Origin of the sequence: Streptomyces sp. NPDC127117 (genome assembly GCF_042677325.1) — a bacterium.
Classification (GTDB): domain Bacteria; phylum Actinomycetota; class Actinomycetes; order Streptomycetales; family Streptomycetaceae; genus Streptomyces.
Map to the genome: position 1 here is coordinate 1 of NZ_JBHXTM010000110.1, position 12,133 is coordinate 12,133.

Consider the following 12,133-nt stretch of genomic DNA (forward strand, 5'->3'; position numbering starts at 1 on the left):
GCTCGGCACATGGCTCGACAACACACGCAAACGCGCCCACAAACTCACCGAACAACGACGAACCGACCTCGACCACCTCGGCATGCGCTGGTAAAGGTGGGCGTGGGTGCAGGAACCGTCCTTTGACCGGACGGGGGCTGCTCCTCACTGTTCCGCCGGACACCCTGATACCACACGGACCAGCCTGGGCACCCGGGCAACAGCTGAAGGGGTACGGGTGTCTGATAGTGACGGGGTTGCCCATGTCGGCGGTGTGGTGCCTGGGGTCTTTCGCGTCAGAGGGGGGAGGAAACACGGGCTGACGGCGCACTGTTCTTTCGTGCTGCCCCAGCTCTACATGGTTCGGTATGCCCGGAGAAAGGTCCGCACTCCCTCGACGACAAGTGGCCGGACGCGGGTGTCCTCCGCGGCATTCGCGGAACCGAGCCTGTCCAGCGCAACGCCGAACGTCAGCGCGATGAACTGGTCGGCCGCGAGTCGGGGGTCGGGGATGTCGAGCAGCCCGGCGGCTGCGAAGGCGGCGAATCGCTCGGCAAGTGCCTCGTCGGGAGTGTCGGCCATGGAGTTGTAACCCTGGTGCGGCAGATGGCCGGATTCCGCCCGGACCAGTCGTTGCAGCGTTGCGTACTCCGCCGAGTCGAGCATGTCGGTCGAGATGCGCATCGAGAACGTGACCAGGGCGTCCTCGAGGTCGGCGGCCTCAGTGAGATCACTGAGGGTGTCGTCGATCGTGCGCCGGATCGTGGTGATCATTGACTGGCCGATGGCATCGACGACGGCCTGCAGCAGCGTCTGCTTGTCGCCGAAGTAGTCGTAGACCGTCCGCTTGGACACCTCGGCCCGGGTGGCGACCGCGTCAACGCTGGACCGGTCGAAGCCGTCAGTGAGGAACAGTTCCCGGGCCGCCGAGAGGATGGCGGCCCGCTTCCGTGTGGACCCTTCGCGCAGCGCCTTCATGGTCGGCTTCTTCGTGGTCGGCATGGGCACATACTAACCCTTCTACACTGCACGGTGTAGTGTAATACTGGCTTAGCGGGTGCCGCACTCCTGCACCCGCTCCGCCCTGGGGAGCCACGCATGCGCCACCTCGGGTACCGCTCCCCCGGGCTCACCCGGCCGGACGACCTCGGACCTGTCCACAACGCACCAAGCACACCGCGCACCGCGTCCCGCGTGAATCGCCGCCATGCCCACGCCGGGCCCGGCAAGGCGGCAGCGCTACGGGCACGGCCGACTTCTTCCTTGCCCGGCATTGACGGAAAGGACACCCATGACCGCAACTCTCGTTTCCCCCGCCCGCATCGGTAAGGCGTCTGTCGGAGCCCTCGGCATGCTGGCAGTCGCTACCGGCGCCTTGGAGTCGGTAGTGACACCGACGCTCCCGCTCCTGCAACGCGAGCTGGGCATGAGTCCCGCCGAAGGGGCGTTGCTCAGCATCATGCTGCTCATCACCGGCGCGCTCATCACGCCGGTCGCCGGAAAGTTAGGCGACCGCTACGGCGGAAAACGGGTCCTGATCCGGCTGATGGCGGTGGTCTGTGCCGGTGGTCTGGTGTCGGCCCTCGCGCCGAATCTGCCGGTGCTGCTGCTCGGTCAGGTACTGCAGGGTGCGATGGTGGGCGCGCTGCCCCTGTCGTTCATCCTGGTGCGCGAACATCTCCCGGCAGAAGAATCGAAGGTGGCCATCGGGGTGGTCAGCGGGCTCTTCGTGGGGGGCGGGATGGCCGGAACGCTGTCGGCCGGGCTCGTGGCCGAAGGACTTTCCCGACACTGGATGTTCGCGCTGCCGACGATCGCGGTCATCGGGGCCACCATCCTGGTGAACAGGATGATGCCGCATGATCCGCCGAGCCGGTCGGACGGCGCCGGGGTCGACTGGCCCGGCCTGGTTCTCCTGAGCGGGACGCTGGTCACGCTCATGCTCGTGCTCGCGCTTGCACCCGACATCGGCTCGCAGCCACTCGTGCTCGGCGCCCTCATCGTGATTCTGGCCGCCTTCGTGTTCGGATGGACAGCCGTTGAGCGTCGTGCGACCTCGCCGATGGTCGATCTGCGCATGCTTGCACAGCCTGCGGTGTGGAAGTCGTGTGTGCTGACGTTCGTGATCTGCGTCGGTACCTCGGTGGCGGTCTATCTCGTCCCGCAACTGTTCGCGGTACCCGCCGCCGAGTACGGATTCGGGGCCGGCGCCACCGAGATCGGCTTCTTCCTGCTGCCCGGTGCCGTGGCCGCGTCGCTGGCCGGGCCGATCGGTGGGATCGGGGCGCGGCGTTTCGGCTCGCGGGCCGTGGTCACCGCCGGGATCGTCATCATGGCCGCCGCTCTGATCGTCCTGGCAGTCGTGCACACCGAGGTCTGGCATCTCATCATCGGCAAGATGATGATCGCGCTTGCCAACGGCCTGTGCGTCACGGCGTTGGTGACCGGCACCGCCACATCCGTCCATCAAGGTGACACCGGCATCGCCACCAGCCTGGTCCTGGTGACACGTGTGCTCGGCTACGCCGTGGGTGTGCAGGTCAGTGGCGCGATCCTCACCGCCGGTACCCCTACCGGGTCCGACGTCCCGGCCGAATCGGCCTTCGTCACCGGCTTCGTCATAGCCGGCGCCGTCACGGCACTGTCCCTCCTCGTCACCCGCACCATGAGCAAAGGAGCCAAGGAATGACCCGCATTGATCCGTTGACAGATGTCCGCACCACGCCGAGGCGCAAGGTCCTGATATCCGGGGCCAGCATCGCGGGACCCGCCCTCGCGTTCTGGCTGAACCGCTACGGATTCGCGGTCACGGTGGTCGAGAAGGCGGACGGACTCCGTGGCGGTGGTTACCCCGTCGACATACGCGGCACCGCACTCGAGGTCGTCCGAAGGATGGGAATCCTGCCTCGGCTGAAGGACGCGCACATCGACCTGCGGCGGCTGACCTTCCTCGGCGGGGATGGCAGCGAGGTGGCCTCGCTCGACCCGCACACCGTCACAGGTGGTGTCGTGGGACGGGACATCGAGGTGCGGCGCGGGGACCTGACCGACGCTCTCCACACGGCGGTCCGTGACGACGTGGAGTTCTTGTTCAACGACTCCATCGACACCCTCGACCAGTCCAGCCACGGGGTCGACGTCACCTTCCGCGGGGGCAGCAGGCGTATGTTCGACATGGTGTTCGGTGCGGACGGTCTGCACTCACGTACCCGCGAGTTCCTGTTCGGCCCCGAAGCACAGTTCCACCGATACCTCGGCTACTGCTTCGCCGGGTTCACCATGCGCAACGCCTTCGGACTCTCCCGCGAGCTCATGATGTGGAACACCCCGGGCAGAGCCGCGGCACTCTACGCCGTGGAGGACAACGACGAGGTGCACGCCTTCCTGAACTTCGCCCACCCGAAACCGCCGCTCGACGCATTCCGGAATCCGGAAGCCCAACGGGACCTGGTCGCCAGAGTCTTCGCCGACGCGGAATGGGAGGTCCCGGGCATGCTCGCCGCCATGCGCGACGCGGATGACCTGTTCTTCGACGAGGTCAGCCAGATTCGCATGCCCCGCTGGTCCAGCGGCAGGGTCGCGCTGGTGGGCGACGCCGCGTATGCACCCTCGTTCCTCACCGGACAGGGCTCCAGCCTCGCGCTCGTCGGCGCGTACATGCTCGCCGGTTCCCTGGCCGACCGGGACCACACCGCGGGCTTCGCTGCCTACGAACGCAGCACCCGCGGGTTCGTAACCCTGAACCAGGAACAGGTCGGCGAGGGCGACGCCGTACTCTTCCCGACCACCGCCCGGGCCTTGGAACAGCGCAATGCCATGCTGCGCAAGCTCAACGCCATGCCCTCCACGGAGGGACGACCGGCCCATTCGGCCCTCACCCTGCCCGAATTGAAGAAGTGACCCGCACCGCTTCGCACCTGCTGACCAGCCTGGTCGGCGGTGTTCTACTACTTCGGCCTGTGGCGCGAGGGCGGGCTCGACCAGCGGATCCAGGAACTCCTGCGCTGCCAGGTACGGGAGAGAGCCCGGCGATTAGAGGACCCGTCCCTGGTGATCATCGACACCAAGTCCGTCCGCGCGGCCGCGGGTGTCCCGAAGACCACGACGGGACTGGACGCCAACAAGAAGGTGTCGGGGCGCAAGCGGGGACTGGCCGTCGACATTCTGGAGCTGATCATCGGCGTCGTGGTGCTGGCCGCCTCCGCCCACGACAACGCCGCCGGCACCGCCCTGCTCGACCAGGCGGCCGAGCGGTGCGGGATGCGTCTGGAGAAGGCCCTGGTGGACCAGGGCTTCAAGGACGGGGTTCTCATCTCCCCCACCTGGCGCGACGCCCTCGGGCTGGCCGCGTGAACATCAGCGAGCTCCTGGCAGACCTCCAGGACCAGCACGACAAAACCACGGCCCGGGCCGGCGAACTACGCGACCAGATCGACCACTTGACCGCCGCCCTGGCCGAGACCGAAGCGCGACTCACAGACCTGGCCACCACCCGGAAGATCATCGCCGAACGCGTCCCGCCCGGGACCAAGCTTGTTCTGCCCGAGACGAACACCGCCTACCAGGCCATCGTGAACGCCTTCAACCAGCACCCCCGGCCGGACATTCCAAGCCCGCGAGCTGCACGAACTCCTCCGCATGCCCGCCGACGAGGCGACCGTCAACGTCACCCGCAGCCGCCTCGGCCGACAAGGCTTCCTCACCCAACCCGGACGAGGCCGCTACCAGAAACGGACTTAACGTCCACTCAGATCACGGTGCGCAAGTAGCGTTCCGGTGAGAGGTCCTGGTCTCAGGTGGAGTGCGCGGGGATCGGATCGAGTAGGCGCCTATCGCCTGGCTGTCGTGACTGCTCCCGGGTGTGACCGGGCGGGTTCGGTGCATGGGTGCCCGCCCGGTCGGGTCCGGAGTGGTGGTCAGCCGAGCGGCAGTTCCAGGACGGCTTCCTGCCCGGTCGGGGAGGTGACGATGGTGGTGCTGTCCTGTTTGCCGGTGAACGCGTAGAGCCGGTCTCGGCTGTTGACAACCAGGGCGAGGCGGTGGCCGTCGGCGAGGTCGTAGGCGGCTGGCTGTAGCGTCCAGTCGACGGTCCGGTCCATGCCGGTGCCCAGGTCGGTGATGGTGAGGGGCTCGTGGGTGATGATCCGGGCGCTGTTGTCCGGGGCCAGGTCGAAGAGGTAGGCGATTAGGGTCGCGGCGTCTCCCTCTTCGATGCGGACGGTGAGCTGGAGCCTGGCGGCGCCGCGGATACGGCGCCCGCCTGCCAGTGCCTCGGTGGACCAGGCCAGGAGCCGGTCGCGGTCGAAGCCGGCCGGGTCGTAGGTTTTGGGGTTGCCGAACCACTCCTTCTGTCCGGTCTCCATGATGTCGTCCATGGCAGTGGCCGTGGTCTCGTGCCCGGCGGTGAACGCCCGGCTCCAGCCCGTGGACGGCTTGTCGGACAGGGTGCCATCGCCATCCCCGTTGGTGCCGCTCAGGTACCAGTCCTCGGTGTCGGTGGTGGCCTCAGACCAGGAGGCGAGCGGTTCCCGCCGCGCTGCCTCCACGATCCGGTTGCCGCCGATGCCGGTCGGCTTGGTCTTATAGGTGAACATCACCTGGCTGTTGACCACCGGCCAGTCGGGCACCTCGTTGTTCTTCCCGAGCAGGTGGTGGTCGAGCCAGGCGTAGGCCTCCGTCATCGGTGTCAGGTAGCTCAAGAACGGGGTACCGCTCGGCACGCCGGTGATGCCGACACCCTCCGGGGCTCCGTGGTCGCCGATCCACAGGTTCAGGTGCTTGGGAACGGTGAGTTTCTCGAAGGTCGCGATTGCCTCACCCGGGGGGAACAGACTCTCGTGCCAGGTGTTCGAGTAGAAGGTCGGGATGCCCCGGGCGTCGGTGATGTCCACGTAGGTCTCGGGGGAACGCACGGTACCCCACTCCACCACCTCCTCCATGTTCTGCCCGTCCTGGAAGTTCTGGAGGATGCGCCACGTCGCCTCGTCGAACTTCTCCTTCTCCTTGCCCTTCTCGGCTCCGGTGAAGCCGATCAGCAGCTCCACGGCCTTCTCGTGCCGGGTGCCGTTGTCGTAGAGGCTGGTGGCCAGGTTGCCCCAGGTGCTCAGGGCGGCCACTGCTGCGACCCTGTTGTTCTGATCGTGCGCGGCAACCAGCTGGCTGATCCCGGAACCGTAGGACAGGCCCATGAACCCGACCTTGCTCGGTGCGAACAGCCCTTCCGCGTGGTCGATCACCGCCGAACCGTCCGACCAGTCGTCCGGTCCGGCGACGTCGATGAGCCCATCGGACGTAAAGGGCCCGTCCGGCTCGCCGAACCCGCGGGGCGTGTACGCCAGAACGTGGTAGCCGCGGGCCGCCAGGGAGAGGTAGCCGACCATGAACGGCATCCAGCCGTACGGGTTCCACCCCGCGGGCACGATCACGACCGGGCGCGGCTCCGAGGTCTTCTGCTTGATCGCGAACGCGGAGAGAGCGATCTTCTCCGTCACGGGAATGCGCGGGAAGCTGACCCCGGCCTCCCGCAGGACCCGCTCCACCAGCTCCCGCAGGTCCTCGGGGAGCGTCCCGGCCGGGCCTGTGCCCTGGAGGGCTGCGAGCAGGGCCCGAGCGACGATAAGCACCGACGGGTTGATGTCGAGGCTCGCGCCGCGCCAGATACCGTTGGCAGCGATGTCGGTGAGGGTCGCATCGGTGACCGACGCGATGGGCTCTCCGCCTTCTGTAGTCATACGAACCGCTCCGTACTTCTGTGTCTGGACAACCACGGCGCCCGTCGGGGGCGCCAGGCGGATCATGGGCAGGAGCAGACACACCGAAACAGAAGGGCCGCCAGCCGCACTCGATCGGATGGAGAAACCCAGACTGTGGCCCTGGGCAGCGGCGTACTCCGTGGACGGGGCGGGCTTGACCGGTGGTCTTCTGCGATCAGGCCCGACGGGGGTGCGGCCACCAGCAACATCCGGTCACAGCGGCCGCGAGCGGGCCATGCCGTAACCGTGACCGGTTGACGCCCGGCACGACACGGCCCGGTGCACACAAACGTAGGCACGGTCCCCCGGGTTCGCCGCCGAACGCGCCATCGCTCAGCTGGACTATGTCGAGGGTCTCTACCGCGACTGGAACGACGGCCACTGCACCAGCGGCGCCGCCGCCGGCCGCGTCAACGCCGAGTTCGACCGCATCCGCCGGGAGCTGGGCGACCCGCCCGGCATTCCCCCCCTCGGCTGCGCACCATGCTGCAGCACCTGACGAAGACCCTTCCCACAGGCGTCCGCAACGACTGCTTCGGTACGGCGCAGCACGGTTCTGTGGCCGTCATTCTCCAGACTTGGCGGTGTCTCGTGAGACACCGTGATCAGACTGTGGGCAGGACGCACGCCCAGTTCCAGGTGTAGGCCGCGCACCCCTGACCGGACATGCCGTAGGCGTCACCCGGAGGCCGTGCGCCCCCAGACCCACGCGTGGCTGACAGCAGGCAGACCCTCGCCCGGATCGCCTGGTCCTTGCGTGAACACGAACACACAGTCGCCAACCGCGCTGTCTTCGCGAACGCCATACGCCAACTGGGATCGATTCAAGGGTGCAGAACTCGAATACGTAGAGTGAACCCGTCACGGAATGTGTGCCAGAACCCCTAGAGATGCACGAAGCCACGTCCTCGTGGTGGCGTCGGGGAAGCGTGTGCTGTGCCCGGCAGATCGTGCACTCCAGCAGGTGCTCGACACTTCCCGGCCGGTTCACGAAGACCATGCCGTTGCCCTCGAAGGTGTTGCAGCTCGCGCACACCGGCCCCCGGACAAGACCGTGATCGTGGCAGTGGTCCCAGTAGTAGGCCCGTTGAGGCGTGGTGCACAGCCGGCACGGATAGTCGTCGGCCCGCCGGGTACGGCGGACGGACTCGTACGCAGCCCCCCGGCAGGTGTCCGGTGTACGGGCGGAACTCGGTACCTCAAGCCCGGCGCGGCCGCCCTCGCCGAGGTCACCGGCCCGCTCGCACAGCGACCGCTGACCAGGACGAGAAGAAGCCCCGGACCGTACGGTCCGGGGCTTTGCTGTGCCTACCGACCTGAGGTGCTGCTCCCCGGGTAACCGGCGGGCGTAGACGGCTTCCTCGGGATGGTGGTGCGGAGCTTGACCCACGCGGCGTCGTGGTCGATGCCGGTCATGCGTGAAAGCCGCCTGTCCTGCCATGAGGTGATGGGAGAAGATCCGGCGGCGTCGGGTGAGCTGATTCATGCAGCTATGCAGACCCCCGCCCTCAGCCGCTGACCGTCATCCGAATTCTCGGCGGCGCGATCCGCCGGACGGCGAACCCAGTGACGTACCGGCGCGGTGGTGGGTCGGGATGGTGACGTCACCCTGACGTCGGTTGGCCTGGGCAGCGAATGGGCGGGGGTGGCTTTGGACGCGAGAACCGAATCGAGGTCAGCGCGCTTTCTGGCCGATCTGGAGTAGCTGTGGCTCCCCCATGGTCAATCCGTTGGCCGGGCAGTACAAGGCGGATAGGTCGTCGTTGTCCCAGCCACGCAACCATGGACGGAGGCGATCATTGCGGTATCGAAGCGTCCCATCCGGAAGCAACTGCCCTAGGTCGTTCTCTTCATCACTCAGGGCGACTGTACACTTGCCGAGCTTTCCGTTGGCGCGAACAATGAGAGAATTGGGGCGTGCCGCATAGCAGGCCGAAAACTCCGAAAGTTCGGGCCGGTCCGGCATTTCCACGATCTGCTTCAATCGAGAAATAGCCCCGGACTTATCCTCTTCCCCCAAGACGTCCATACTGGCATCACCCGGGCCACCAAGCCGCTCCACCGCTTTGAGCTTAACCGAGAAGCGTGGATCGTCGAGGAAGGTGTCTCGAAGCGTGGCCAGAAAATCCGGCATTGCGGAAATATTGTCAGGAGTGAGGTGAATCCGCAGCTTCACTCGAACATCCTCTTCGCTCGCTCGAATCGCCAAGAGGTTTTCCCACAGTCGCTTGAATGACCCACGCCCGTCTGCGCGCACCCGAGTATGATCATGAAGCTCTTCAGGGCCATCCAAGGAAATTTGAAAAGCCCGAATCCCTGCAGCGGTCAGCCGTTGCAGCATTGCTTCATGAAGCATGTACCCGTTGGTGGTCATGTCGCTGGTGTACAGCAGGCCACTATCCCGAGAGGCAGCCATGATGTGCTTAGAGATGCTCTCTACCACGTCGCTAGCCAACAACGGCTCGCCACCGAACCAGGAGACGCTCAGTCGACGGAGGTCGCATAGACGGTTGTCGACCAACCGTTTTACCCCTTCAACGACTTCGGGTTTCATCCTGCCCACGGAGAAGTCCTCGTAGCAATACTTGCAACGAAAGTTACACTGCTCCGTGGGAAATAGAATGAGATGGAAAACGTCGTTGCGCATCGCGAGCACACGCTCTCGATCAATGACCGAAAGCTCTGCTCGTGTTTCCGATCCCGCGCTGCTCATGTCTGAATTCTTCGCCGAGATCCTACTGCTCTGCCGCAGCGGCACAGCCGCAGTTATAGTTACCGGGCGCCTCGGCCTGAACCTCGTCTGCGGCCTCAAGGATCTTCTTGGCCAGGGTAGGGTTCTTGGGCACGATGCGTCCTGAGGCGTCAACCGTCACGTCAGCGGGGTTCAGGTTTGCGAGGACTTCAGACAGTGGGTGGCTCATTTTTCAACCTTTCTTTCGCGCATTCTTGCTGAATGCCGTGTGGACAGACTTACCTAAGGCGTCCACGCCAGTCAAATACTCGCCACCTCCTATAGGTCAGTCGGTGTAAAAGTTTCACCTTACTGCACTATTTACCGGGTTAAGCTTTACTGAGCTTGGATTCGTTGTGTCGTAGTGGCTGCTGCTTGGTCCTTGCGTTACGACCGGAGGCATGAGGTATGCGCCGAGTGGTGGACTGACCGATGAGTGGCAAGTTTTCGCGAGCGGCTGCCGTAGCGCTGTTCTGCTGAGAGACAGCCGCCTGGACTGGAAGGGAGATATCTGTCGCCCACGCTGCTCCCCCTGCGGCCGTTCGCCCAGCACGGCGGCCGCCGGCCTCGCGCTCCTCGGCTACCGGTTGAGCTGAAGCAGCAGCTGTCTCACTCTCGTGTCAGTGACTGGTCGGCCCCGTGTCAGTGACACCACGGAGCCCCGGGGATCCGCGCCCGCGGCCGTTCCACTCGGACCGCAAGGCCAGCCGTGCCCCGGAGCAGACGGCCGAGGTCGACACGGCGGAGCAGACCCGCCGGACGCTCGCCGAGGCCGCCCTCGCCAGAGTCCTGGAAGGCGCTCGGGAGCGTGCCGTCCACGACCTCCGGCCGCAGCCCGCCCCGGCAACGGCCCTGCCGCCGCGCACCCAGCAGCCCGGCGCCTAGCACACACCAGGCCGGACCACAGGAGGAGTTGCGTGAGCACCCCGGAAGAACAGCCCAACCGCGAAGAGGCCCTCACCCATCACGGTCGCTGCGAAGGGCTCCTACCCGAACAACACCAACATCCGCGGTGACAGCGACGTGGACATCCTGGTGAAGCTGAACGACCCGTTCCACACAGGGGACATGGCGACTTGGTGGTTTGGGCAGCCGGCCCGGTACACAGGACCGTGAACCAAGAGCACTCTCCGCGAGGATGTCCACGCCGCCCTGACCGGACGTTTCGAGTGGGTGGACGCGGACCACAACCTCGCTTTCTACGTCCCGGAGGTTCCCGGCAGCCGCCCCAGCATCGATGTGGTGCCATGCTTCAAGTGGGTGGTCTACGACGTCACGGCTCCGGGAGGACAGGACGAGGGAAGCGTCGTCTACGGGCGCAACGGCAAGCAGGTCGTCAACTGGCCTGAGCTCCAGCTGGTCAACGGCCGCGCGAAGAACACAAACACCAACCTGCGGTACAAGTTCGTGGTGCGGGTCTTGAAGAACGTGGAGAACGGCCTCGCTGCGCAGGGCGTGATCAAGGCCCTGCCGTCGTACTTCTCCGAGTGCCTGGTCTACAACGTCCCGGGCCACGTCTTTCTCGCCGACGGATTCGACGACGCGGTCCGCGCAGGTCTGCAGGAGGTCTCCCGGCAGCTCAAGAGCTGGTTCGGCTCTCAGCGCATGCGCGAGCCCAACGGGATGAAGAAGGTCTTCGGCGAAGGCCAGAAGTGGGACGAGAAGGGCGCCCGCAACCTGATCGATACCGCCTGTCACTACCTCAACTACAAAGGCTGACGATTGAACACGGCCGCCACCGTCCGCACCGGCGCCACCATCGCCGCCACCCTCTACACAGTCGTCCTGCTCCTCCTGGGCCTGTTCCCCTCCGAGTTCCGATACTTGTTCGCGTACATCCCCGCAGTCGTCGGCTACGGCGTGCCCGTGTTCGACAAGTGGGCCTGGCACTGGCCCTCCATCCACCGCTTCACCGGCCGCCCATGGGTCGCCGGAACGTGGCGCGTGGCCCTGTCACCGAGCCCGGAAAGCCACATCCCCGGAGGGGGCAACCGGGGCCGATCACCACGTACATGACGATCGAGCAGACTTTCTGAAGCCTGCACGCCACGCTCCGCACGAAGGAAAGCACCTCGCGGTCGAGCAATGCGACCATCAGGGCTCTGGAGAACTCCGGCACCGCCGAGATCGGGTTCCTGTACGACAACACGCCCCACGTGGAGCACCAGCACCGCAGTCCCCGCCATGAGGGGGCCTGCCGTATCGCAGTCACCGGCCTGCAGCCCATGGCCGCCACCGGGCACTACTACACCAGCCGATTCACCGTCGGCGACATGGACTTCACCCTGGTCGACCGCTCCACCGAGTACAGCAGGTTCACCGAAGCGCAGTCCGCCGATCCTGATCACATCGGCAGCTGATTGCCATAGCGCATCCACCAGGCTCAGTAGGAGGTCCCCCTGCCCCGTGGACTTAGACCGTGTCCTATGTGGTGATCACTCGTTGGGCTGTTCATGGGGCGGGATGCGTGGAGTTGGATTGTTCCGGACGGGCTGTGGCAGATCGCGAAGCCGTTGATCCCGCCGTCGAGGGTGCGGCCGCAGGGCGGCGGGACGCAGGACACACCTGATGAGACCCTGTTCGCCGCGATCGTCTACGTGCTGGTGAGCGGGTGTGCCTGGCGGGCTCTGCCGCCGTGTTTCGGGGTCTCGAAGTCGACTGCGCACCGGCG

At 65.9% G+C, this 12,133-nt stretch carries 13 protein-coding genes and 1 pseudogene; 9 read left to right on the plus strand and 5 right to left on the minus strand.

The genetic code is table 11. The features are described 5' to 3' along the window. Positions 1-333: 333 nt before the first annotated feature. Positions 334-981, minus strand: a complete 648-nt coding sequence (locus tag ACFVH0_RS39925) for a TetR/AcrR family transcriptional regulator (protein ID WP_385828337.1) — start codon at positions 979-981, stop codon at positions 334-336. A gap of 289 nt (positions 982-1,270) precedes the next feature. Here ACFVH0_RS39925 and ACFVH0_RS39930 point away from each other — a divergent pair, with 289 nt between their 5' ends. The 3 genes and pseudogenes from ACFVH0_RS39930 to ACFVH0_RS39940 all read left to right on the plus strand — a co-directional run. Beyond that, the gene (locus ACFVH0_RS39930) at positions 1,271-2,668 is read left to right on the plus strand and encodes an MFS transporter (RefSeq protein WP_385828338.1); all 1,398 of its coding nucleotides are present in this window, start codon (positions 1,271-1,273) and stop codon (positions 2,666-2,668) included. Then, positions 2,665-3,879 carry an FAD-dependent monooxygenase gene (locus tag ACFVH0_RS39935; protein ID WP_385828339.1) on the plus strand — a complete coding sequence of 405 codons (1,215 nt, stop codon included), beginning with the start codon at positions 2,665-2,667 and terminating at the stop codon, positions 3,877-3,879. Before ACFVH0_RS39930 ends, ACFVH0_RS39935 begins: the two co-directional genes overlap by 4 nt. Before the next feature lie 24 nt (positions 3,880-3,903). Next, positions 3,904-4,311 (plus strand): annotated as a pseudogene (locus ACFVH0_RS39940) (transposase); the annotation flags it as partial. A gap of 584 nt (positions 4,312-4,895) precedes the next feature. On the opposite strand, the gene ACFVH0_RS39945 reads toward ACFVH0_RS39940, so the two are convergent. The 4 genes from ACFVH0_RS39945 to ACFVH0_RS39960 form a co-directional block, all read right to left on the minus strand. After that, on the minus strand, positions 4,896-6,710 hold the full coding sequence (locus tag ACFVH0_RS39945) for a CocE/NonD family hydrolase (protein WP_385828340.1): 1,815 nt from the start codon (positions 6,708-6,710) through the stop codon (positions 4,896-4,898). A 586-nt stretch (positions 6,711-7,296) separates the two neighbouring features. Continuing rightward, entirely contained in the window at positions 7,297-8,217 is a 921-nt protein-coding gene (locus ACFVH0_RS39950) for an endonuclease domain-containing protein (protein ID WP_385828341.1), read from the minus strand. A 189-nt stretch (positions 8,218-8,406) separates the two neighbouring features. Further along, complete coding sequence (locus tag ACFVH0_RS39955) at positions 8,407-9,444, minus strand: radical SAM protein (protein WP_385828342.1); 1,038 nt, start codon at positions 9,442-9,444, stop codon at positions 8,407-8,409. Between the two features lie 22 nt (positions 9,445-9,466). Continuing rightward, a complete protein-coding gene (locus ACFVH0_RS39960) occupies positions 9,467-9,652 on the minus strand; it encodes a hypothetical protein (RefSeq protein WP_385828343.1) in 186 nt (61 codons plus the stop codon). Between the two features lie 449 nt (positions 9,653-10,101). Between ACFVH0_RS39960 and ACFVH0_RS39965 the strand changes: the two genes are divergently transcribed. The 6 genes from ACFVH0_RS39965 to ACFVH0_RS39990 all read left to right on the plus strand — a co-directional run. Beyond that, positions 10,102-10,347, plus strand: coding sequence for a hypothetical protein (locus ACFVH0_RS39965; protein ID WP_385828344.1), 246 nt, complete (start codon positions 10,102-10,104; stop codon positions 10,345-10,347). A gap of 78 nt (positions 10,348-10,425) precedes the next feature. After that, positions 10,426-10,578 carry a hypothetical protein gene (locus ACFVH0_RS39970; protein WP_385828348.1) on the plus strand — a complete coding sequence of 51 codons (153 nt, stop codon included), beginning with the start codon at positions 10,426-10,428 and terminating at the stop codon, positions 10,576-10,578. Positions 10,579-10,635: 57 nt separating this feature from the next. Beyond that, complete coding sequence (locus ACFVH0_RS39975) at positions 10,636-11,181, plus strand: hypothetical protein (RefSeq protein ID WP_385828345.1); 546 nt, start codon at positions 10,636-10,638, stop codon at positions 11,179-11,181. A gap of 3 nt (positions 11,182-11,184) precedes the next feature. Next, positions 11,185-11,478, plus strand: a complete 294-nt coding sequence (locus ACFVH0_RS39980; RefSeq protein ID WP_385828346.1) for a hypothetical protein — start codon at positions 11,185-11,187, stop codon at positions 11,476-11,478. A gap of 23 nt (positions 11,479-11,501) precedes the next feature. Further along, a complete protein-coding gene (locus ACFVH0_RS39985; protein WP_385828349.1) occupies positions 11,502-11,822 on the plus strand; it encodes a hypothetical protein in 321 nt (106 codons plus the stop codon). 93 nt (positions 11,823-11,915) lie between these two features. Next, positions 11,916-12,133 (plus strand): transposase (locus tag ACFVH0_RS39990; protein ID WP_385828347.1); only part of this gene is annotated, 218 nt, incomplete at its 3' end.

Bases quoted from the DNA above. Each gene is read 5' to 3' on its own strand.
- ACFVH0_RS39925 (WP_385828337.1), bottom strand. From the start codon at position 981: ATGCCGACCACGAAGAAGCCGACCATGAAGGCGCTGCGCGAAGGGTCC.
- ACFVH0_RS39930 (WP_385828338.1), top strand. From the start codon at position 1,271: ATGACCGCAACTCTCGTTTCCCCCGCCCGCATCGGTAAGGCGTCTGTC.
- ACFVH0_RS39935 (WP_385828339.1), top strand. From the start codon at position 2,665: ATGACCCGCATTGATCCGTTGACAGATGTCCGCACCACGCCGAGGCGC.
- ACFVH0_RS39945 (WP_385828340.1), bottom strand. From the start codon at position 6,710: ATGACTACAGAAGGCGGAGAGCCCATCGCGTCGGTCACCGATGCGACC.
- ACFVH0_RS39950 (WP_385828341.1), bottom strand. From the start codon at position 8,217: ATGAATCAGCTCACCCGACGCCGCCGGATCTTCTCCCATCACCTCATG.
- ACFVH0_RS39955 (WP_385828342.1), bottom strand. From the start codon at position 9,444: ATGAGCAGCGCGGGATCGGAAACACGAGCAGAGCTTTCGGTCATTGAT.
- ACFVH0_RS39960 (WP_385828343.1), bottom strand. From the start codon at position 9,652: ATGAGCCACCCACTGTCTGAAGTCCTCGCAAACCTGAACCCCGCTGAC.